Annotated in this window: 20 protein-coding genes and 1 riboswitch; of the genes, 13 read left to right on the top strand and 7 right to left on the bottom strand. The window is 60.5% G+C overall.

Annotated elements, in window-relative coordinates; genetic code table 11:
* Positions 1-131: 131 nt before the first annotated feature.
* Positions 132-461, top strand: coding sequence for a DUF1283 family protein (locus M8013_RS22380; RefSeq protein WP_271269945.1), 330 nt, complete (start codon positions 132-134; stop codon positions 459-461).
* Between the two features lie 39 nt (positions 462-500).
* Here the strand turns inward: M8013_RS22380 and M8013_RS22375 are convergent, their stop codons facing one another.
* Positions 501-1211 carry a YnfC family lipoprotein gene (locus tag M8013_RS22375; RefSeq protein WP_271270183.1) on the bottom strand — a complete coding sequence of 237 codons (711 nt, stop codon included), beginning with the start codon at positions 1209-1211 and terminating at the stop codon, positions 501-503.
* Between the two features lie 106 nt (positions 1212-1317).
* Here M8013_RS22375 and M8013_RS22370 point away from each other — a divergent pair, with 106 nt between their 5' ends.
* From M8013_RS22370 to dmsD, 5 genes are all read left to right on the top strand, one after another.
* Positions 1318-1623, top strand: a complete 306-nt coding sequence (locus M8013_RS22370; protein WP_271269944.1) for a DUF1161 domain-containing protein — start codon at positions 1318-1320, stop codon at positions 1621-1623.
* Positions 1624-1774: 151 nt separating this feature from the next.
* Positions 1775-4213 carry a selenate/tellurate reductase subunit YnfE gene (ynfE, locus tag M8013_RS22365; protein WP_271269943.1) on the top strand — a complete coding sequence of 813 codons (2439 nt, stop codon included), beginning with the start codon at positions 1775-1777 and terminating at the stop codon, positions 4211-4213.
* Between the two features lie 10 nt (positions 4214-4223).
* Entirely contained in the window at positions 4224-4841 is a 618-nt protein-coding gene (locus M8013_RS22360; RefSeq protein ID WP_271269942.1) for a DMSO/selenate family reductase complex B subunit, read from the top strand.
* Position 4842: 1 nt separating this feature from the next.
* The gene (locus M8013_RS22355; RefSeq protein ID WP_271269941.1) at positions 4843-5697 is read left to right on the top strand and encodes a dimethyl sulfoxide reductase anchor subunit family protein; all 855 of its coding nucleotides are present in this window, start codon (positions 4843-4845) and stop codon (positions 5695-5697) included.
* 43 nt (positions 5698-5740) lie between these two features.
* Positions 5741-6355 carry a Tat proofreading chaperone DmsD gene (dmsD, locus tag M8013_RS22350; protein WP_271269940.1) on the top strand — a complete coding sequence of 205 codons (615 nt, stop codon included), beginning with the start codon at positions 5741-5743 and terminating at the stop codon, positions 6353-6355.
* Between the two features lie 38 nt (positions 6356-6393).
* Here the strand turns inward: dmsD and uca are convergent, their stop codons facing one another.
* From uca to M8013_RS22320, 6 genes are all read right to left on the bottom strand, one after another.
* Positions 6394-9996 carry an urea carboxylase gene (uca, locus tag M8013_RS22345; RefSeq protein WP_271269939.1) on the bottom strand — a complete coding sequence of 1201 codons (3603 nt, stop codon included), beginning with the start codon at positions 9994-9996 and terminating at the stop codon, positions 6394-6396.
* Between the two features lie 152 nt (positions 9997-10148).
* Positions 10149-10772 carry an urea amidolyase associated protein UAAP2 gene (locus M8013_RS22340; protein ID WP_271269938.1) on the bottom strand — a complete coding sequence of 208 codons (624 nt, stop codon included), beginning with the start codon at positions 10770-10772 and terminating at the stop codon, positions 10149-10151.
* 10 nt (positions 10773-10782) lie between these two features.
* Positions 10783-11496, bottom strand: a complete 714-nt coding sequence (locus tag M8013_RS22335) for an urea amidolyase associated protein UAAP1 (RefSeq protein WP_271269937.1) — start codon at positions 11494-11496, stop codon at positions 10783-10785.
* Positions 11497-11500: 4 nt separating this feature from the next.
* Positions 11501-12277 (bottom strand): ABC transporter ATP-binding protein, encoded by a 777-nt coding sequence (locus M8013_RS22330; RefSeq protein ID WP_271269936.1) that lies wholly within the window; start codon positions 12275-12277, stop codon positions 11501-11503.
* The gene (locus tag M8013_RS22325; protein ID WP_271269935.1) at positions 12274-13089 is read right to left on the bottom strand and encodes an ABC transporter permease; all 816 of its coding nucleotides are present in this window, start codon (positions 13087-13089) and stop codon (positions 12274-12276) included. The genes M8013_RS22330 and M8013_RS22325 overlap by 4 nt, the downstream gene beginning before the upstream one ends.
* 17 nt (positions 13090-13106) lie before the next feature.
* Positions 13107-14165, bottom strand: a complete 1059-nt coding sequence (locus M8013_RS22320; protein ID WP_271269934.1) for a putative urea ABC transporter substrate-binding protein — start codon at positions 14163-14165, stop codon at positions 13107-13109.
* 56 nt (positions 14166-14221) lie between these two features.
* A riboswitch (guanidine-I (ykkC/yxkD leader) is annotated at positions 14222-14319 on the bottom strand.
* A 251-nt stretch (positions 14320-14570) separates the two neighbouring features.
* Here M8013_RS22320 and fecI point away from each other — a divergent pair.
* The 7 genes from fecI to fecE all read left to right on the top strand — a co-directional run bounded on the left by fecI (position 14571) and on the right by fecE (position 22125).
* The gene (gene fecI / locus M8013_RS22315) at positions 14571-15089 is read left to right on the top strand and encodes a ferric citrate uptake sigma factor FecI (RefSeq protein ID WP_271269933.1); all 519 of its coding nucleotides are present in this window, start codon (positions 14571-14573) and stop codon (positions 15087-15089) included.
* Positions 15086-16039 carry a ferric citrate uptake sigma factor regulator FecR gene (gene fecR, locus M8013_RS22310; RefSeq protein ID WP_271269932.1) on the top strand — a complete coding sequence of 318 codons (954 nt, stop codon included), beginning with the start codon at positions 15086-15088 and terminating at the stop codon, positions 16037-16039. Before fecI ends, fecR begins: the two co-directional genes overlap by 4 nt.
* Positions 16040-16125: 86 nt before the next feature.
* The gene (gene fecA / locus M8013_RS22305; protein ID WP_271269931.1) at positions 16126-18450 is read left to right on the top strand and encodes a TonB-dependent Fe(3+) dicitrate receptor FecA; all 2325 of its coding nucleotides are present in this window, start codon (positions 16126-16128) and stop codon (positions 18448-18450) included.
* A gap of 59 nt (positions 18451-18509) precedes the next feature.
* Positions 18510-19409 carry a Fe(3+) dicitrate ABC transporter substrate-binding protein FecB gene (locus tag M8013_RS22300; protein WP_271269930.1) on the top strand — a complete coding sequence of 300 codons (900 nt, stop codon included), beginning with the start codon at positions 18510-18512 and terminating at the stop codon, positions 19407-19409.
* Positions 19406-20404 (top strand): iron-dicitrate ABC transporter permease FecC, encoded by a 999-nt coding sequence (gene fecC, locus M8013_RS22295; RefSeq protein WP_271269929.1) that lies wholly within the window; start codon positions 19406-19408, stop codon positions 20402-20404. Before M8013_RS22300 ends, fecC begins: the two co-directional genes overlap by 4 nt.
* Positions 20401-21357 carry a Fe(3+) dicitrate ABC transporter permease subunit FecD gene (gene fecD, locus M8013_RS22290; protein WP_271269928.1) on the top strand — a complete coding sequence of 319 codons (957 nt, stop codon included), beginning with the start codon at positions 20401-20403 and terminating at the stop codon, positions 21355-21357. The genes fecC and fecD overlap by 4 nt, the downstream gene beginning before the upstream one ends.
* Complete coding sequence (gene fecE / locus M8013_RS22285) at positions 21358-22125, top strand: Fe(3+) dicitrate ABC transporter ATP-binding protein FecE (RefSeq protein ID WP_271269927.1); 768 nt, start codon at positions 21358-21360, stop codon at positions 22123-22125.
* The last annotated feature ends 59 nt before the right edge of the window (positions 22126-22184 follow it).

Here is a 22184-nt window from a genome sequence, read left to right as displayed (position 1 = left end):
ATGATGGGTTATCATACCCGAACGTGAAAGGAACCCTTCCACACCGCTGATGTGGATATTCCGTTAAAATGGACTGTTGTAGAATCTGCGGCGGGAGCCTTGATTTCCCGTCCTCTTATAAGGAGTTCGCTATGCGTAAATTGAGCACCCACCTGTGCCTGGTCGCTCTGCTGAGCGCCGTTTTCATCGCGCCGGTATCCGCTAACACCAGCAAACTGGTGATTGAGTCTGGCGACAGCGCCCAGAGCCGTCAGAACGCGGCCATGGAAAAAGAGCAATGGAATGACACCCGCAATCTGCGCAATAAGGTGAATACCCGCGTCGAGAAAGAGTGGGATAAAGACGATGTGGCCTTTGATGTCCGCGATAAGTGCCAGCAAAGCGCTAACGTGAATGCCTACTGGGAACCGAACACCCTGCGCTGCCTCGATCGCCGCACCGGCCGCACGCTTGCCCCCTGATCGCAACGCCTTCTGACCGCGCAGCCTGCTGCGCGGTTATTAATAGTATTCGATACTGTTTTCGATGGTGTACTTCCGCTCCACTACCGGCTTCACGCTCTGATCCACAATCCGCAGCTCGCACTTCACCGGGTTGTTGTGGCTGTCATAATCACAGGTCTGTTTCACCCTCCCCAGCGGTTTTTCATTCAGTAAACTGACGGCGGTATAATCCATCCGTTTGCGCTTATCGGCGGACGGTGTGGCCGCAATCGACAGATGCTGATCGCCCGAGACGCTGGTCTTCCCCAGTGGGTAACCGTCAGCATCATAGCGATAGCTTATCTGCAGGTTTTTGCCGTGGGCGCTGACGATAAACCCGTTGTCATCGGTGTCCCACGAAATACCGGACGCCGACATCTCTGCCAGCTGGCATTTGCCCTGCAGCCGCAGTTTTTTCTCGCGGGTTTCAGCATCCAGATAATAATTAGCATCCAGCACCAACGCGATACCGGAATTCGACTCCAGGTCATGCAGCTCCAGCGTATCGAAACAGCCCTCCGTCGACAGGCTTCCGCTGACGCGTTTTGCCACATCCCCTTTCTCGTTAAACAGGGTCTGGCTAAAGTCTTTCACCGGCCCGCGCAGGGGATCAAAATCGAACTCATTGGAAAAGCTCGCCATTTCTGGCGTAAACGACAGCGGCGCGGCGGTGTTGTCACACCCCGCAAGCAGAGCAACCAGCACAACAATGACGGCGTGTTTATTCACATGGCTTACCGAAAGAGGAAGATAATTCTCAATCATATTAGCAAATACAGTCCTTTATATTAACCCTGCTAAAATTATAGTCACACACAGTCATAAGGAGGCAGAGATGAAACGGTTACCCTGGATTACTGCACTTTTGCTGGCGGGCATCGCTCCTGCCGCGCTGGCGGCACCGGACACCTGCGAGCGGATCAAAAGCGATATTCAGCAGCGGATCGTGAATAACGGCGTACCGGAATCCGGCTTTACGCTGAACATTGTGCCCAACGATCAGGCCGACCAACCCGACGCCCAGGTGGTCGGTCACTGCGCCAATGACACCTTTAAAATCCTCTATACCCGCACCAGCAGCGGCAACTACCCGGCCAGCGGCGCGGCGTCGCAGGGTAAAGCGCCAACCGAACCGCAGTGAATTTTATCCCCCGTTAACGCGGGGGAATGCCCTTTGCCTTGATATAAATTAATATCATCTACTCCTTTCCAGGTAAAACTCCCACTCCGTTAGCCTGCTTTTAGTTGCGGCTTAAACGTGTTCACCAACAATGAACGTAATGGAGTGAGTCATGTCAGAAAATGAACATAGCGGCGGGATCAGCCGCCGGGCCCTTGTCAAATCTACCGCCATCGGTTCGCTTGCGCTGGCCGCAGGCGGTCTTTCGCTACCCTTCGGTTTACGTCCTGCCGCCGCTGCGCTGCAACAATCCCTGCAACCCGCCGCGGATAAAGTGGTCTGGGGGGCGTGTTCAGTCAACTGCGGCAGCCGCTGCGCCCTGCGTCTGCACGTGCGCGATGACGAAGTCTACTGGGTCGAAACCGATAACACCGGGGACGATATCTACGGCAACCATCAGGTGCGCGCCTGCCTGCGCGGGCGATCCATTCGCCGGCGTATTAACCATCCCGACCGCCTGAACTACCCTATGAAACGGGTGGGCAAACGCGGCGAAGGCAAATTTGTCCGCATCAGCTGGGATGAAGCCTTAGACAGCCTGGCCGCCAGCCTGAAAGGCACAGTCGAGAAGTACGGTAACGAAGCGGTGTATATCAACTACTCCTCCGGCATCGTCGGCGGCAATATTACCCGCTCCTCACCGTATGCCTCGCTGGTGGCGCGGCTGATGAACTGTTACGGCGGTTTCCTCAGCCATTACGGCACCTATAGCACCGCGCAAATCGCCTGCGCGATGCCCTACACCTACGGCAGCAACGACGGCAACAGCACCTCGGATATTGAAAACAGCAAGCTGGTGGTGATGTTCGGCAATAACCCGGCGGAAACGCGCATGAGCGGCGGCGGGATAACTTACTTCCTGGAACAAGCCCGGGATCGCTCAAACGCACGGATGATCGTTATCGATCCGCGCTACACCGACACCGCCGCCGGGCGTGAAGACGAGTGGATCCCGATTCGTCCTGGCACCGACGCCGCGCTGGTGGCCGGTATCGCATGGGTGTTGATTGAAGAGAATCTGGTCGATCAACCGTTCCTCGATAAATACTGCGTCGGCTATGACCAAACCACCCTGCCGGAAGGCGCCCCGGCCAACGGTCATTACAAAGCCTATATTCAGGGCCACGGCGACGATGCCACGGCCAAAACGCCGGAGTGGGCGTCCCGCGTGACCGGCATTCCTGTCGATCGCATCATCAAGCTGGCGCGTGAAATCGGTACCGCCAAACCGGCTTACATCTGCCAGGGCTGGGGCCCGCAGCGTCAGGCCAACGGCGAACTGACCTCGCGCGCCATCGCCATGCTGCCGATCCTCACCGGCAACGTCGGCATTAACGGCGGTAACAGCGGCGCGCGCGAATCGACTTACACCATCACCATCGAACGGATGCCTCTGCCGGATAACCCAGTCAAAACGCAGATCTCCTGTTTTAGCTGGACCGACGCCATTGCCCGCGGGCCAGAGATGACCGCCATTCGCGACGGCGTGCGTGGCAAAGACAAACTTGACGTGCCAATCAAGTTCATCTGGAACTATGCCGGTAACACCATCATCAACCAGCATTCGGACATCAACAAAACCCACGACATTCTGCAGGACGAGAGCCAGTGCGAAATGATTGTGGTGATCGACAACTTCATGACCTCGTCAGCGAAATATGCCGATCTGCTGCTGCCCGATTTGATGACCGTTGAACAGGAAGACATTATTCCCAATGATTACGCGGGCAATATGGGCTACCTGATCTTCCTCCAGCCGGTGACCGCACCCAAGTTTGAACGCAAGCCTATCTACTGGATCATGAGCGAGCTGGCCAAGCGCCTCGGCCCGGACGTGCATCAGCAATTCACCGAAGGTCGCACCCAGGCCGAGTGGCTGCAGTATCTGTATGCCAAAATGGTGGCTAAAGATCCGCAGCTCCCCACCTACGAAGCGCTCAAAGAGATGGGCATCTTTAAGCGCAAAGATCCGAACGGGCATTTTGTCGCCTATAAAAAATTCCGCGATGATCCCGATGCTCACCCGCTGAAAACCCCGTCCGGCAAAATCGAGATTTATTCGAGCCGCCTCGCAGATATTGCCCATAAATGGCAGCTGGAAAAGGACGAAACCATCAGCCCGCTGCCGGTGTATGCCTCGACCTTTGAAGGCTGGGACGCGCCCGACCGCAGCCAGTTCCCGCTGCAGCTGTTCGGTTTTCACTACAAGGCCCGCACCCACTCCAGCTACGGCAACGTGGATGTGCTGCAGGCGGCCTGTCGCCAGGAAGTGTGGCTTAACCCGGTGGATGCCGCCGCGCGCGGGATTAAAAACGGCGAGATGGTGCGGGTGTTCAACGCCCGCGGCGAACTGCGCATTGCGGCGAAAGTGACCCCGCGCATCATGCCGGGCGTCAGCGCCATGGGCCAGGGGGCCTGGCACACGGCGGACATGACCGGCGATCGCGTCGATCACGGTGCCTGTATCAATACCCTGACCACGCACCGGCCTTCCCCGCTGGCGAAGGGCAACCCACAGCACACCAATCTGGTGCAGATTGAGAAGGCATAAGGAGTAGCCAATGACCACTCAGTATGGATTTTTTATTGATTCCAGCCGCTGCACCGGGTGTAAAACCTGCGAGCTGGCGTGCAAGGATTACAAAGACCTGACCCCGGACGTCAGCTTCCGCCGCATTTACGAGTACGCGGGCGGCGACTGGCAGGAAGATAACGGCGTCTGGCAGCAGAATGTCTTTGCCTACTACCTGTCGATTGCCTGCAACCACTGCGAGGATCCGGCCTGTACCAAGGTCTGCCCGAGCGGGGCAATACACAAGCGTGACGACGGCTTTGTGGTGGTAAACGAAGAGGTCTGTATCGGCTGCCGCTACTGCCATATGGCCTGTCCGTACGGCGCGCCGCAGTACAACGCTGCCAAAGGCCATATGACCAAGTGCGACGGCTGCCACGACCGGGTGGCCGACGGCAACAAGCCGATTTGCGTCGAGTCCTGCCCGCTGCGGGCGCTGGACTTTGGCCCGATTGGCGAGCTGCGCAAAAAGCACGGCAAGCTGGCCGCCGTTGCGCCGCTGCCGTCCGCGCACTTCACTAAGCCAAGTATCGTGATCAAACCCAATGCCAACAGCCGACCGACGGGTGATACCACCGGCTATCTGGCCAATCCAAAGGAGGTGTGAGATGGGGAGTGGATGGCATGAATGGCCGCTGGTCATCTTTACGGTATTCGGGCAGTGCGTCGCCGGTGCGCTGATTGTTGCGGGCTTTGCCTGGTTCAATGAAAACGACGTCAGGGCCAGGCAGCGGATCGTGCGCAGCATGTTCTTTTTGTGGCTGGTGATGGGCATCGGGTTTATCGCCTCGGTGCTGCATCTCGGCTCACCGCTGCGCGCCTTTAACTCGCTCAACCGGGTGGGAGAGTCCGGCCTGAGTAACGAAATTGCCGCCGGGTCACTGTTCTTCGCCGTCGGCGGGTTCTGGTGGCTGGTGGCGGTGCTCGGCAAAATGCCCGCCGCGCTGGGCAAGATCTGGCTGCTACTGAGTATGCTGCTGGGGGTGATTTTTGTCTGGGCGATGACCCGCGTGTATCAGATAGACACGGTGCCCACCTGGCACAATGGCTATACCACGATGAATTTCTTCCTGACGATGCTGCTCGGCGGTCCGCTGTTTGCCGCCCTGCTGCTGCGCGTGGCCAACGCGCGGTTTAAGGGACATGCGGCGGCGTGGCTCGCCGTCATCGCCCTGCTGGTCAGCGTCGCGGCCACCGTCCTGCAAACTCAGGAGCTCGGGACGATCCACAGTTCCGTCCAGCAGGCCAACACCCTGGTGCCGAATTATGGTTGCCTGCAGGTTTTGCGTATCATCATGGTGGCTGCCGGACTGGGCTGCTGGCTGTGCGCCCTGATGCGCCGCAACGTCCCGGGCGTCACCGGGCTGGCCTTAGGCACGCTGTTGGTGGTGGCCGGGGAGCTGATTGGCCGTGGCGTGTTTTACGGTCTGCACATGACCACCGGCATGGCGATTGCCGGATAATCTGTCCGCGCGGGGCAACCCGCGCCGTTCAAGGAAAGCTGAAATGAATGATGTAGGCTCACGCGAATCTTTCGCTTTTAGCGCCCGGGTATTAGGGGCGCTGTTTTATTATGCGCCGCCAAGCGCTCAGGCCGCACCGCTGGTCACGGCATTAACCCACCGCGACGGGCTCCAGGACTGGCCGCTGCCTGATGCCCAACTGCGCCCGCTGGCAGAGGCCTTTTCTCAGCCTGCCGACGAGCCGCTCTTTGATGCCTGGCAGCGGCTGTTTATCGGCCCGTCGGCACTGCCCGCCCCGCCGTGGGGATCGGTGTGGCTGGATCGCGAAAGCGTGCTGTTCGGCGATTCCACTCTCGCGCTGCGCCAGTGGATGCGCGACAACGGCATTGTCTTTGAGATGTCGCAGAACGAGCCGGAAGATCACATCGGCACCCTGCTGCTGCTGGCGGCCTGGCTGGCAGAAACCGGCCGCGACGCCGAGCGCGACCAGCTGCTGGCCTGGCATCTGCTGCCGTGGGGCCCGCGTTTCCTCAGCGTGTTAGAGGAAAACGCGGAGCATCCGTTCTATGCCACGCTCGCCAGGCTGGCGCAGCTGACGCTGGCAGACTGGCAATCCACACTGCTGATCCCGGTCGCCGCAAAGCCGCTTTACCGTTAGTAACAGGCAGCCGGGGTAAACCCCTGGCTGCATTTCGATCAGGCGGGTTTATCCAGCACCACCACACATTGCCCCGCCCGCACCGAAGAACCTGGCTGGACGCGCACCTGGCTTATCACCCCGTCGCGACTTGCCACCAGCGGGATCTCCATCTTCATCGACTCCAGCACTACCAGCACCTCGCCTTCGCGTACCGCTTGACCGACCTCGACGTTAACCTGCCACAGATTGCCGGAAATCGGGCTATCGATGCTTTCCTGTCCTGGCTGCAATGGGGCCTCCTCGCCCTCTTCGGAAAGCACCTCGCTGCTGTCGAAATGCGCCTGCCCGTTGGCGATCCAGCGCTCACGCTCGGCGTTAAATGCCCCCTGCTGATGGCTGCGAAACGCCTCAATGCCCGGGGCTTCCTCGGCGAGAAACTGCTGATAATCTAAAAGCTTCAGGGTGGTCTGTTCGATGCGCAGCGGATAGCGCCCCAACGGGAAGTCGCGGCGAATGGTCAGCAGTTCGTCGGCTGACACCGGGTAAAAGCGGATCTGATCGAAGAAGCGCAGCAGCCAGGGTTTGCCGCCAAAATCCTCGACCTGGTGATAGCGATTCCACATTTGCAGCGTGCGCCCGACAAACTGATACCCGCCCGGTCCTTCCATGCCGTACACGCACAGATAGGCGCCGCCGATCCCCACCGAGTTTTCCGCCGTCCAGGTACGCGCCGGGTTGTACTTGGTGGTGACCAGACGATGACGCGGATCGAGCGGCGTGGCCACCGGCGCGCCGAGATACACATCCCCCAATCCCATCACCAGATAGCGGGCGTCGAACACCGTTTTATAGACCTCATCGACATTCGCCAGGTCGTTAATACGGCGGATAAACTCCAGATTGCTCGGGCACCAGGGCGCGTCCCGGCGCACGGTGGTCATGTATTTATCAATCGCTTTCTGGCAGGCCGGATCGTCCCAGGATAACGGCAGCCAGACCACGCGCGACGGCACCTCCAGCGCATCCTGCTCGCAAACGGTCTGCCACAGCCCGGCAACGTCATCCAGCAGGCTCGCCAGGCTAAGGATTTCTGGCTGATAGTGAATTTGCAGGGAGCGAATACCTGGCGTCAGATCGATAACGCCCTCTAATGCCCGCGCCTCGAGGGCCTGCATCAGGGCATGGGCGCGAAAACGCAGCACCAGATCCAGCTCCGGGTCACCCACCTCCAACAGCAGGTGGGTGTCGCCCGAGAGGCGCGCCACCAGCCGTTTATCGCCCTGCCCCTGTTCCAGCACCACCGGCGAGGCCAACCCCGCCGGTTGCCACGCCGCCGCCTGCGGCTGCAGATGGGTGATTTGCGCCTCCTGCGCCTGCGCCAGCCGTCGGGCGGTGGCCATATCCACCGCCACAAAGCGCACTTTATCACCGGCTTTCAGTTGCCCAACCGCGTGTAAATCGGCTTCGATGATGGTCACCGGGCAGACAAAACCGCCCAGGCTTGGGCCGTCCGGTCCGAGTATCACCGGCATATCACCGGTAAAATCCACCGCGCCGATGGCATACGGGTTGTCATGAATGTTCGACGGGTGCAATCCGGCCTCGCCGCCGCTCTCGCGCACCCACTCGGGTTTTGGCCCAATCAGGCGCACGCCGGTGCGGCTGGAGTTGAAGTGGACTTCCCAGTCGGTGGCAAAGAAGGTTTGCATGTACGCCGGGGTGAAATACTCGGGCGCGCCGTGCGGGCCATAAATCACCCGTAGGGTGCGCACCGGCGTCAGCGCAGGACGTAACGCGGGCGGCAAAACGGCCTCGCTGCACGCCGAGGTTAACGGCGACAGGTGCAGAACATCCCCGGTGCGCAGCGCGCGTCCGGCGTGGCCGCCGAACTGACCGAGGGTGAAGGTGCTTTTGCTGCCCAGATAATCCGGTACGTTAAATCCCCCGCGCAGGCACAAATAGCTGCGCACGCCGTCGCCAGAAATATCGCCCATCCGCAGGGTCATCCCGCTCTGCACGCGGAAGACGCGGTTGTTTTCCAGCGGTTCCCCGTCCAGGGTGAGCGCAATCTCTGCCCCGGTCACCACCAGCTGCGCCTCGCAGTTGAATTTCAGCGTCGGACCGCTGAGGGTGATTTCCAACGCCGCAGCGCGGTCGTCATTACCCAGCAGGCGGTTACCGAGACGCAGCGCCTGGCTGTCCATCGGCCCGGAAGGCGGCACACCAACCGCCCAGTAGCCAATGCGTCCGGGATAATCCTGCACCGTGGTTTGCGTGCCTGCGCTCAGCACTTCCAGAGTGTTAGCCTGATAGACCAGCCCTTCCAGACAGCGGGTCCAGGGCTCGCCGCTGGCGAACGGCGCAAAGGTCAAAATCTGCTGCAAATAGCGGCGGTTGGTTTCCACCCCGTACAGGCGGGTTTCGCCCAGCGCGGCGTGCAGGGCGACACTCGCCGCCTCGCGGGTCGGTTGCCAGGCGATGATTTTCGCCAGCATCGGGTCAAAAAACGGCGGTACATCGCAGCCGGACTCGACCCAGCTGTCGATGCGCAGCGTACGGCGGTCGTTCGCCGGGAACACCACCTCGGTCAGCAGGCCCGGCGACGGCTGGAACTGACGGCCAGGATCTTCTGCGTAAACGCGCGCCTGAATCGCGTGCCCCGTTGGTGTCAGGCTGTCGCGCAGGGTGGCCAGCGGGGGAAGATCGCCCGCCGCCAGCGCAATCATCCAGCGCACCAGATCCACACCCCACACCTGCTCGGTAACGCCATGTTCGACCTGCAAACGGGTATTCACTTCGAGGAAGTAAAAACGCGCGGCGTCGGTGTCGTAGACAAACTCGACGGTGCCTGCGCTGCGGTAGTTGACCGCTTTACCGAGCTTGATCGCAGCCTGGCACAGCGCATCGGCCATCCCCTCCGGCAGGTTGGGGGCCGGGGTTTCTTCCAGCACTTTCTGGTTGCGACGCTGAACGGAACAATCGCGCACCCCGAGAGCAATCACCTCTCCGCAGCCGTCGCCAAACAGCTGCACTTCGAGATGGCGCGCCCGCTCGATGTACTTCTCGATAAACACACCCGCATCACTGAAGTTGTTTTTGCCCAACCGCACCACCGCGTCGAAGGCCTCGCTCAGTTCGCTGGCGCTGGAGCAGACACGCATGCCGATCCCGCCCCCGCCTGCAGTGCTTTTCAGCATCACCGGGTAGCCAACCTGCTCCGCCGCCTGCAGCGCTTCGCCAACGTCCGCCAGCAGTTCGGTGCCTTCCAGCATCGGTACGCCGTGCGCTTTCGCCAGCGCCCGGGCGGTATGTTTCAGGCCAAACAGGCGCAGTTGCTCCGGCGTCGGTCCGACAAAGGCAATACCAGCCGCTTCGCAGGCCTCGGCAAAGGCGGCGTTCTCGGAGAGAAAACCGTAGCCCGGATGCACAGCCTGCGCGCCGCTGGCTTTGGCTGCGGCGATGATTTTATCGGTGACCAGGTAGGTGTTCGCCGCCGGTCCGTCGCCCAGGCTCAGGGCTTCGTCGGCTTCGCGGATATGCAGGCTGCTGAGATCCGCCTCGGAATAGACCGCCACGCCGCCAATATTCATGGCGCGCAGGGTGCGCAGGATGCGGCAGGCAATCGCCCCGCGGTTGGCAATCAGGAGTTTCGTTAGCATAGTTAAGGCTCAATCGTGGCGGGTCGTCCCGCCGAAAATTGATTCACCGCATGGTCGTCCACGGGGAAAAAAGCGTTACGGCAGGATCCGTCCGGCGCGCACTTCAAACAGGCGATAAATCGCCAGGCGCAGGCGCTGCCAGCGTGTTGGCGTCAGTTCCATACCAGCACCTCCGCAGGGGTCGGGTTCCAGCCGTTGCAGGGGTTGTTCAGCTGCGGGCAGTTGGAGATCAGCACAATGACGTTGCACTCTGCGCGCAGCTCGACGTATTTCCCCGGCGCAGAGATGCCGTCGGCAAACGTCAGCCCGCCCTCCGGGGTGACCGGTACGTTCATAAAGAAGTTGATGTTGGCGCCAATATCGCGCTTTTGCAGGCGGCCATCGTGCAGACAGGCGCAGAGAAAGTTGTCCCGACAGCTGTGCATATAGCCTTTGTCGAGCGAATAACGCACGGTATTGCTCTCCTGGGCGCAGGCACCGCCGAGCGTGTCGTGACGCCCACAGGTATCGTCGACAATGGTCAGCAGCGGGTTACCAAGGTTGGAATAGAGCACGCTGCCCTGGGTGAGATAGGCATTGTTCTGGCGGCGTAGCGTGCGCTGGGCATCGTAACGCTCACGCGGGTTATCGGCGTTATAGAACAAGGTATCGACCGCCTGATTGCCTTCCAGATCGAGCAGGCGCAGGGTCTGCCCTTTTTTCACTTCAAACAGGTACGGCTCGCCCGCCGGGATCACGTGGCGGAAGCTGGCCTGCTGTTCGTTACGTTGCGTCATGAGTGGCTCCTTACAGGGCAAATCGGTGAGTGTTGGCGATGGCGCGGTCGTTTTCCGGGCGCGTCAGCAGCGCATTGATGGCCGCCTGTTCGTCGTCGGCCTGCCGCCAGCTCAGCTGTACCGGGCGCGGAGCATACTCGGTGGACGGGTCCATCGGGTGTTGCAGCGCGGTCATCACCACCAACACATCCATCGGGGCGTACAGCTCGACAACGCTTCCCGGCAGGGAGTGATCGCGGTGGAAGCGGAACGCCCCGTCATCGCTCACCGAGACTTTGCTAAAGAAGTTCACCACCATCAGCAGGTCTTCGAGATTGAGATCCCACTTGCCCATCTCCACCAGCAGGTTGTCGGTGCCGTTACGGAAGAAGCCGTTACGCAGCTCCTGATAACGCCCCTGGCCGTATTTCTCCGTCACTTCGGCGGCATTGAGCACCCCGCCAAACGGGTCGTGCCAGCCGCAGGTATCCTTGACGATCCCCGCCAGCACCCGGCCCATATCGGAGTAGAAGCAGTGCCCGGCGGTGAGGCGCGCGGTGTGCTGGCCTTTCAGGGTGTCCGGCAGGTTCAGACGTTCACTTTTTTCATGCGGGTTGAGCATCATCAGGCTGACGTTGGCCCCGCCTTCGATGTCGGTCATCCGAAGGCACTGCCCGCGTTTGAGCACAAAAGAGAGATGGCCGCCGCCCGGCAGGATTTCATCGCGTAAAGTCGTGGTGTTCACTGGTTTATCCCCTTAATGCATAAACGTTGTCGGGAGCCGTTCCGCTCAGGCCGGAAAGGCGTGTCTCGTTGAGCGGAATGTCGTAGGTAATGCGCGCCCCGTACGCGTTCGGGGCCTGCGGATCGAGGCGCACTTTGTCGAACACCAGCAGGCGGGTGCCGAGGTTAAAGCCTTCGGAAAGATCGTGGGTCACCATAAAGACCGTCATCCGGGTTTCGCCCCACAGTTGCAGCAGCAGGGCATGCATGTCTTTGCGGATCCCCGGGTCGAGAGCACCAAACGGCTCATCCAGCAGCAGGACGCGCGGCTGGGTGATAAAGGCCTGCGCAATGGCTAAGCGCTGCTGCATACCGCCGGAAAGCTGCGCCGGGTATTTATCCAGCGCATGCCCGAGGCCCACCTTGGTCAGCATCTGCGCGGCCTGTTCCCGCGCCGCACGCTTTTTCGCGCCAAACAGACGCCCAAACAGCGGGGATTGCGGCAGTTCAAGCCCGATCGCCACGTTATCCAGCACGCTGAGATGCGGGAAAACCGAATAGCGCTGAAACACCACTCCCCGGCTGCTGTCGGGCTCGGCGCGCAGCGGTTTGCCGTCGAGGGTAATTGACCCACGGCTGGGGGCTTCTTGCCCCAGCAGCAGGCGCAGAAAGGTCGATTTTCCGCAGCCGGATGCGCCGACCATCGAGCAAAACTCGCCCGCGTTAATCTGTAAATTCAGGCGTTCCAGCACCACGTGGTCGCCGTACTCCTGCCAGATGTTGTTGATGGTGATAAAACTCATGCTTTGCCTCCTTCCGCCCACGGGAAACAGCGTTTGTGGAGCTGGCGCAGGCCCAGATCCATCAGCCAGGCCAGCAGGGTGATCCACAGGACATACGGGATGATGACGTCCATCGCCATGTAGCGGCGTACGAGGAAAATGCGATACCCCAGCCCGGCGGTCGAGGAGATGGCTTCTGCCGAGATCAGGAACAACCACGCCGACCCGAGCAGCAGGCGCAGAGAGGTGAGCAGGCGCGACAGCAGCTGCGGCAGCACCACCCGCAGCACCAGCGTCCAGCTGTTCGCGCCCAGCGTCTGGGCTTTGATCAGGATCTCCTGGGGGATTTCGCAGGCGCGGTGTTCAAGATCGCGGGCGAGCATCGGCGTAATACCAATCACAATCAGCATAATTTTCGACAGCTCATCGAGACCAAAAACGATAAACAGCACCGGCAGGATCGCCAGCGGTGGCACCATCGACAGCACCGTCATCAGCGGCGAAAGCGAGGCCCGCCACAGCGGGAACACCCCCGCCGTAACGCCAATGCACAGGCCAATCAGCGAGGCAATCACCAGCCCGGTAAGCAGACGGGCCAGGCTCACCAGGGTATCGACCCAGAACAGATACTCGCCGCTGCGTTTATCGGCGGTAAACGCCATCCGCGACAGCGCGTCCAGCATCTGTTGCAGGCCGGGCAGCAGTTTGTCCTGCGGGTTGGCCTCGAGGCGCACCGCCGAGCCGAAAAAGTAGACGGCCAGCAGCAGGACAAAAGGCAGCATCACAAGCATCAGCCGCATGCCAGAGGTGGGATGGCGATTAATGTGTCGCATGGAAGCTCCGTCAGTATTCACAGCGTGCCGGCGGCGGCCATTTTCACGAAGCTGTCATCAAAGCGCAGCTTCACGTTACTGGCATCGCCCTGAGTGACATCGCCGGGGAAATGCATACCGATAAAGTCGGCGCTCTGCGCACCCTCGCCGAGCAGCCCTTTATCAAAGGAGAAGGACGCCACCCGCTGCATGGTTTTCGCCAGCTCCGCAGAGGTAAGGAACGCGATGTTGTCCTGCGGGGTGTAGAACAGATGGGTGGTTTTAAGCTGCGCCTGGTAGCCAGCCAGATCGGTGCCGGACGCCGCCGCCATCGCATTCAGGGCGCTGGCATCCTGGGCTTTCATCAGCCCCATCATTTCGTACCACGCCCCGGTCAGGGCTTTGCCCAGCGCCGGGTTGTCTTTCAGGGTTTCGCTGTTGACCACCATCATGTCGATAAGCTCGCCCGGCACCTGCGAAGAGCTGAACACTTCGGTGGTTTTCGGCGTGGCCTTAATCACCGACAGCTGCGGGTTCCAGGCCACGGCCGCCTGCACGCTGGCGGTGCTAAAGGCCGAGACGATATCGGCGTCCGAAGTGTTAACCACGGTAACGTCTTTCTCTGCCAGCCCGGCTTTCTCGAGCCCGCGCACCAGCAGATAGTGGGAAACTGACAGTTCCGGCAGGTAGATCTTCATTCCTTTCAGATCGCTGAGGGTTTTGCCCTCGCCCTTCATCACCACCCCGTCGTTGCCTTCCGAGTAGCTGCCGAGGATCAGCGCGGTGGTGTCCACGCCCCCGGCCGCCGGAATGGTCAGCGCATCCATGTTGGTCATGGTGCAGCCGTCAAACTGGCCAGCGGTGTACTGGTTAATGGATTCGATATAGTCGTTGAGCTGGACAACGTTGATTTTGATGCCGTACTTGTCGGCCCATTTATCGATGATTTTGCTGGTACTGATGGTGCCCCAGGGCATCCATCCGGCGTAGATGGTCCAGCAGACGTTGAACTCTTTTTTGACGGCGGCAAAGGTGGGGAGACTGACCAGCATCGCCAGCGACAGAATAAGGGAGCGGAGTAGTGGCGTTTTCTTCATGCTTGACCTCTGAGTGGCTCAAAATTAGGGGGCAGCGCGACACCATTGGTGCTGCTGTCTCCCGGGCTTTTGTCCCGCCGTGTAACCTCTCAGAGGTCGCCAGCTCTTGGACCAGTCATTCACTAAGTGAACCGGAACCCTAGCCAGCCATTGTCAAATTGTATGGTGCCCTGCCCTTCGTATTGAGGGGTTGCAAGCGCTGTGCCAGATTTAATTATCTTTGTTTATTAGCAGGTTAAATAAAGCGGCGGTAAGGCAATCCCTGTTTTGGTGAGAGACAACAAGGCAGGTGCACTAAGACGGTGCTTTTGCACCGGGAACAGGATGTTTTGCATTTTCAATTGTAATGAGAACCATTCTCATATTAATATGCGGCCGTGATAATTAACTTTTGATGCACTCCGCATGTCTGACCGCACCACCACCGCCGCTGTTACCCTCGAATCGCTGTACGGCGCGCATCACGGCTGGCTGAAACGCTGGCTCACCCACAAACTGCAGTCCGCATTCGATGCCGATGACATTGCGCAGGACACGTTTCTGCGGGTGATGGGCAACGACGCGCTGTCGGGCCTTCGCGATCCGCGCTCTTTTCTCTGCACCGTGGCCAAACGGGTGATGGTCGATCTGTTTCGCCGCAACGCGCTGGAAAAGGCGTATCTGGAGATGCTGGCCCTGATGCCGGAGGCGCTGGCCCCGTCGCCGGAGGAAAGAGAAAGTCAGTTGGAGACGCTGCAACTGATCGACACCATGCTCGATGGTCTGAGCGGTAAAACGCGCGAGGCTTTTTTGCTTTCACAGCTTGAGGGGCTGACCTACAGCGAGATCGCTCTCAGGCTGGCGGTGTCGGTCAGTTCGGTGAAAAAGTATGTTGCCAAAGCCGTTGAGCATTGCCTGTTATTTCGTCTGGAGCACGGCTTATGAATCCGTCATTAACCGATGCCCGCCGTCAGGCGCTGCGCTCGGCCTCTCACTGGTATGCGGTGCTCAGCGGCGAGCGCGTCAGCCCTCTGCAGGAACAGCGCTGGCAACAGTGGTATCAGCAGGACCAGGATCATCAGTGGGCGTGGCAGCAGGTTGAAAACCTGCGCAGCCAACTGAGCCATGTGCCGGGCAATGTCGCCAGCCGGGCCCTGCACGATACCCGCGTGACCCGTCGTCAGGTGATGAAAGGGCTGATGCTGTTGCTCGGCGTCGGCGGAGGCTGGCAGCTGTGGCAATCCGAGGCGGGCGAAGGGCTGCGCGCCGACTACCGCACCGCCAAAGGGGTGGTCAGCCACCAGCGGCTGGAGGATGGATCGCGGCTGACGCTCAATACCCAGAGCGCGGCAGATGTCCGCTTTGACGCCCATCAGCGTAGCGTCCGGCTGTGGTACGGTGAAATCGCCATCACCACCGCCAAAGATGCCCGCCAGCGCCCGTTCCGGGTATTAACCCGCCAGGGTGAGCTAACCGCACTGGGCACCGAATTTACCGTTTTCCAGCAGGACAACCTCACCCGGCTTGCGGTGCAGCAACATGCAGTGGAAATCGTGCTGGCCAGCTCCCCGGGGGAAAAACGCATCGTCAACGCCGGGGAAAGTCTGGAATTCAGCGCCACGGAATTTGCAACAGTGATACCCGGGGATGACGAAAGCCTGAGCTGGACGCAGGGGGTGCTGAGCGTTAGCGACAAACCGCTGGGCGAGGTGATCGCCACCCTGAGCCGCTACCGCAACGGGGTGTTGCGCTGCGATCCCGCCGTGGCCGGGTTACGCCTGAGCGGCACCTTCCCGTTAAAAAATACCGATGCCATTTTGCAGGTTATCGCTCAGACGCTCCCCGTTAGAATTCAGTCTGTTACGCGATACTGGACCACAATCTCTGCGCTGTAAGAAAAATAATTCTTATTTCGATTGTCCTTTTCACCCTTCTCATTCGACTCATAACTGAACACAACAAAAATGATGATGGAGAAGGTATGACGCCGTTTCGCGTTTTTCGTAACACAACACCTTTGGGTAACGCTATTCGCCTGAGCCTGCTGCCGCTGGCCGGGCTGTCGTTTTCTGCTTTTGCCGCACCCGTAGATATTGCCCCGGGCGCGCTGGACAAGGCACTTAACCAGTACGCAGCACACAGCGGGATCACCCTGTCGGTGGACGCCAGCCTGACGCGCGGTAAGCACAGCAACGGCCTGCACGGCGACTACGACGTGGAAAGCGGTCTGCAGCAGTTGCTGAAAGGCAGCGGCCTGCAGGTGAAACCGCTGGGCGGTGACAGCTGGACGCTGGAACCCGTTCCTGCGCCACAGGAGGATGCCCTGACCGTGGTGGGCGACTGGCTGGGTGATGCGCGTGAAAACGACGTATTTGAACATGCTGGCGCTCGCGATGTGATCCGCCGGGAAGACTTTGCCAAAACCGGTGCCACGTCGATGCGCGAAGTCCTCAACCGCATTCCGGGCGTCAGCGCCCCGGAAAACAACGGCACCGGCAGCCACGACCTGGCGATGAACTTCGGCATCCGTGGCCTTAACCCGCGCCTCGCCAGCCGCTCTACTGTACTGATGGACGGCATTCCTGTGCCTTTCGCGCCGTACGGCCAGCCGCAGCTTTCGCTGGCACCGGTGTCGCTCGGTAATATGGACGCCATCGACGTGGTGCGCGGCGGTGGTGCGGTGCGTTACGGACCGCAAAGCGTGGGCGGCGTGGTGAACTTTGTTACCCGCGCCATTCCGCAGGATTTTGGCATGGCAGCCGGCGTGGAAGGCCAGTACAGCCCAACCTCCTCGCAAAATAACCCGAAAGAGACGCACAACCTGATGGTTGGCGGCACGGCGGATAACGGGTTTGGCACGGCGCTGCTTTATTCCGGCACGCGCGGCAGCGATTGGCGCGAGCACAGCGCCACCCGCATCGACGATCTGATGCTGAAAAGCAAATATGCGCCGAACGAGGTGCATACCTTCAACAGCCTGCTGCAGTATTACGACGGCGAAGCCGACATGCCCGGCGGCCTGTCGCGCGCGGATTACGACGCCGACCGCTGGCAGTCGACCCGCCCGTATGACCGATTCTGGGGCCGCCGCAAGCTGGCTAGCCTCGGCTATCAGTTCCAGCCGGACAGTCAGCACAAGTTCAATATTCAGGGCTTCTATACCCAGACCCTGCGCAGCGGCTTCCTCGATCAGGGCAAAAACATCACCCTCTCGCCGCGCAACTACTGGGTGCGCGGCATTGAGCCACGCTACAGCCAGAGCTTTATGATCGGCCCGACCGCGCATGAAGTGGGCGTGGGCTATCGCTACGTTAGCGAGTCCACCCACGAAATGCGCTATTACGCCCCGGCGTCTCGCGGCCAGCTGCCGTCTTCCTCCAGCCCTTACGACCGCAACACCCGCTCCGGCACCGAGGCTCACGCCTGGTATCTCGACGATAAAGTCGATGTCGGCAACTGGACTATCACCCCGGGTATGCGCTTCGAACATATCGAGTCATACCAGAACAACAACATCAAAGGCACGCACGAGGAAGTGAGCTACAACGCCCCGCTTCCGGCGTTAAACGTGCTTTATCACCTGACTGACAGCTGGAATCTTTATGCTAATACAGAAGGATCGTTCGGCACCGTACAGTACAGCCAGATTGGCAAGGCTGTGCAAAGCGGCAACGTGGAACCGGAAAAAGCGCGAACCTGGGAACTCGGTACCCGATACGACGACGGCGCGTTAACTGCCGAAATGGGGCTGTTCCTGATTAACTTTAATAATCAGTATGACTCCAATCAGACCAACGACACCGTCACCGCGCGCGGGAAAACGCGTCATACCGGGCTGGAATCGCAGGTGCGTTACGACCTCGGCACCCTGACCCCGACGTTCGACGATGTCTCGGTCTACGCCAGCTATGCGTACGTCAACGCAGAAATCCGCGAACAAGGCGACACCTACGGCAATCAGGTGCCGTTCTCACCGAAGCACAAAGGGACACTCGGCGTGGACTATAAGCCGGGTAACTGGACGTTCAATCTGAACAGCGATTTCCAGTCCAGCCAGTTCGCGGATAACGCCAACACCGTTAAAGAGAGCGCCGATGGCAGCACCGGGCGCATTCCGGGCTTTATGCTGTGGGGCGCGCGCGTGGCCTATGACTTCGGTCCGCAAATGGCCGACCTGAATCTGGCGTTCGGCGTGAAGAACCTCTTCGACCAGGAATACTTCACCCGCTCGTTTGATGACAACAACAAAGGCCTCTACGCAGGCCAGCCGCGCACGCTGTATATGCAAGGTTCGTTGAAGTTCTGACGCCATCATTAACTGTCAGCCGGGTACGCGAAACGCTGCCCGGCTTAAAGGCAACCCGCATGCTCACAAAATTGCTCACCCTTGCTACCGGCCTGCTGTTGCTCGCCAGCCACGCCTTTGCCGCCACCGTTCAGGACGAACAGGGCACCTTTACGCTGGACAACACCCCGCAACGGATTGTGGTGCTGGAACTGTCGTTTGCCGATGCGCTCGCGGCGGTGGACGTCAGCCCGGTAGGCATTGCCGACGATAACGATGCCAGCCGCATTCTGCCCGAGGTGCGCGCCCATCTTAAGCCCTGGCAGTCGGTCGGCACCCGTGCCCAACCGAGCTTAGAGGCCATCAGCGCCTTAAAACCGGACCTGATTATTGCCGACAGTAGCCGTCATTCCGGCATCTACGCAGCACTTCAACACATCGCCCCGGTGCTGCTGCTCAAATCGCGCAATGAAACCTACGCCGAAAACCTGCACTCGGCGGCAGTTATCGGCGAAGTTGTCGGTAAAAAAGCGCAGATGCAGGCACGATTAGATCAACACAAACAGCAGATGGCGCACTGGGCCAGCCAGTTGCCGAAAGGCACGCACGTCGCGTTTGGCACCTCACGCGAGCAGCAGTTTAACCTGCATACCCGGGACACCTACACCGGCAGCGTGCTGACCGCGCTGGGGCTGGATGTGCCCCCGGTGATGGCGGGTGCCGCGATGCCGTCGGTCGGGCTGGAGCAACTGCTGGCGCTGAACCCCGAGTGGCTGCTGATTGCCCACTACCGCGAAGAGAGCATTGCCAAACGCTGGATGCAGGATCCGCTGTGGCAGATGTTAACCGCCGCGCAAAAGCAGCAGGTTGCCGCCGTTGACAGCAACGCCTGGGCGCGGATGCGCGGCATTTTTGCCGCAGAACGTATTGCCCGCGATACGGTCAGCATCTTTCACCAACCCCTCTCCGCCGTGAAATGAAACCGCTCAGACATCCGGCGCTGCTGTGGGGGCTTCCCCTGGCGGCGCTTATCGCTATTTTCTGGCTGAGTCTGTTTTGCTACTCGGCCATTACTGTTTCTGCGACGGACGCCCTGCACGCATTGCTCCCCTGGCACACGCCTACGCTCCCCGAAGCGCTGGTGCAAAATTTGCGTCTGCCGAGGAGCCTGGTGGCCATCCTGATTGGTGCCAGCCTGGGGCTCGCGGGCGCGCTGCTGCAAACCCTGACCCACAATCCGATGGCCTCCCCTTCACTGTTGGGCATCAACAGCGGTGCCGCACTGGCGATGGCGCTCACCAGCGCCCTGAGCCCGGCCCCACTTGCAGGCTACTCTCTTGCGTTTATCGCCGCCTGCGGGGGCGGCGTGAGCTGGCTGCTGGTGATGACCGCCGGGGGCGGATTTCGTCACACCCAGGACCGCAACAAACTGATCCTCGCCGGGATCGCCCTGTCGGCCTTTTGCATGGCCCTGACCCGCATTACCTTGCTGCTGGCGGAAGATAACGCGTATGGCATCTTTTACTGGCTGGCGGGTGGCGTCTCCCACGCCCGCTGGCAGGATTTCTGGCAATTGTTCCCGGTTATTGCGATTGCTGCCCCGCTCGTTCTGCTGCTGGCGAATCAGCTCAACCTGCTCAACGTCAGCGACAGCACCGCCCACACGCTGGGGGTGAACCTGCCCCGGCTGCGCCTGGTGCTTAATCTGCTGGTGCTGATGCTGGTGGGAGCCTGCGTCAGCGTGGCGGGCCCGGTGGCCTTTATCGGCCTGCTGATGCCGCATCTGGCGCGTTTCTGGATTGGCTTCGATCAACGTAAGGTGCTGCCGATGAGCATGTTGCTCGGGGCAACCCTGATGCTGCTGGCGGATGTGTTATCCCGCGCGCTGGCCTTCCCGGGCGATTTGCCTGCAGGTGCGGTGCTGGCGCTGATTGGCGCGCCCTGCTTCGTCTGGCTGGTCAGGAGGCGCGGATGAAGATAATGCTGGTGATGATCATCACCCTCGCGCTGGCGGGATGTGCCCTGCTGTCGTTGCAGATGGGGGTGATCCCGGTGCCGTGGCGCGCCCTGCTGACCGACTGGCAGCCCGGGCGCACGCATTATTACGTGCTGATGGACTATCGCCTGCCGCGCCTGCTGCTGGCGCTGTTTGTCGGTGCCGCGCTGGCGGTGGCGGGCGTGCTGGTGCAGGGGATCGTGCGTAACCCGCTGGCCTCGCCGGATATTCTCGGCGTCAACCACGCCGCCAGCCTGGCCTCGGTGGGGGCGCTGCTGCTGTTGCCTTCGCTGCCAGTTATCTTCCTGCCGCTGCTGGCGTTTGCTGGCGGCATGGCGGGCCTGTTGCTGCTGCGAATGCTGGCGAATACCACCCAGCCGATGAAGCTGGCGTTGACAGGCGTGGCGCTCTCCGCCTGCTGGGCGAGCCTGACGGATTATCTGATGCTGTCGCGCCCGCAGGAGGTTAACAGCGCCCTGCTGTGGCTGACCGGCAGCCTGTGGGGACGCGACTGGAGCTTTGTGAAGACTGCCGTCCCGCTGCTGCTCCTGTTCCTGCCGCTGAGCCTGCGTTTTTGCCGCGATCTCGACCTGCTGGCGCTGGGCGATGCGCGCGCCGCCACCCTTGGGGTGACGGTGCCGCGCATCCAGTTCTGGGGCTTAATGCTGGCGGTCGCCATGACGGCCACCGGCGTTGCGGTCTGTGGCCCCATCAGCTTTATCGGCCTGGTGGTGCCGCACATGGTGCGCCGCATCACCGGCGGGCGTCACCGCTGGCTGCTGCCTGTTTCGGCACTGACGGGGGCGTTATTGCTGGTAATTGCCGATCTGCTGGCGCGCATTATTCATCCCCCGCTGGAGCTGCCGGCGGGCGTGCTGACCGCCATTATTGGCGCCCCCTGGTTTGTCTGGCTGCTTGTGAGAATGCGATAAATGACATTACGTACTGAAAATCTGACCCTGCGCTACGGGGCGCAAACCGTGCTCGATGGGCTGTCACTCACGTTGCCCGCCGGGAAAATCACCGCCCTGCTCGGGCCTAACGGCTGTGGAAAATCAACGCTGCTAAACTGCTTTTCGCGCCTGTTAGCCCCGCAGTCCGGCGGCGTGCTGCTGGACCACACGCCGATCAACACCCTCTCTTCCCGCCAGCTGGCACAGCGGCTGGCGCTGCTGCCGCAACATCACTTAACCCCCGAGGGGATCACCGTCCGGGAACTGGTGGCTTATGGCCGCAGCCCGTGGCTGTCGCTGTGGGGTCGGCTTTCGACAGAAGACAATGCGCGGGTCAACGTGGCAATGAACCAGACTCAGACCCACAGCCTGGCCGAGCGTCGCGTCAGCGAACTGTCCGGCGGCCAGCGTCAGCGGGCGTTTCTGGCGATGGTGCTGGCTCAGGATACGCCGATGGTGCTGCTTGATGAGCCCACCACCTATCTCGATATCAATCACCAGGTGGAGCTGATGCGTCTGATGGGCGAGCTGAAAACGCAGGGAAAAACCGTGGTGGCGGTGCTGCACGACCTGAATCAGGCCAGCCGTTATTGCGATCATCTGGTGGTGCTGGCCAATGGCCGGGTGATGGCGCAAGGCGCGCCGCACGAGGTGATGAACCCGGCATTACTCAAAACCGTGTTCAGCGTGGAAGCCCAAATACACCCGGAGCCCCTGTCGGGCAGACCGATGTGTGTGGTGGTGTGAGAACGCTATTTATCCGTAACGGACAACGTCGCTCAACACAATGCTGCTGTGGCTGTACA

Origin of the sequence: Silvania confinis, from assembly GCF_025564085.1 — a bacterium.
Classification (GTDB): domain Bacteria; phylum Pseudomonadota; class Gammaproteobacteria; order Enterobacterales; family Enterobacteriaceae; genus Enterobacter; species Enterobacter confinis.
This window is presented reverse-complemented; position numbering and strand designations above follow the sequence as displayed.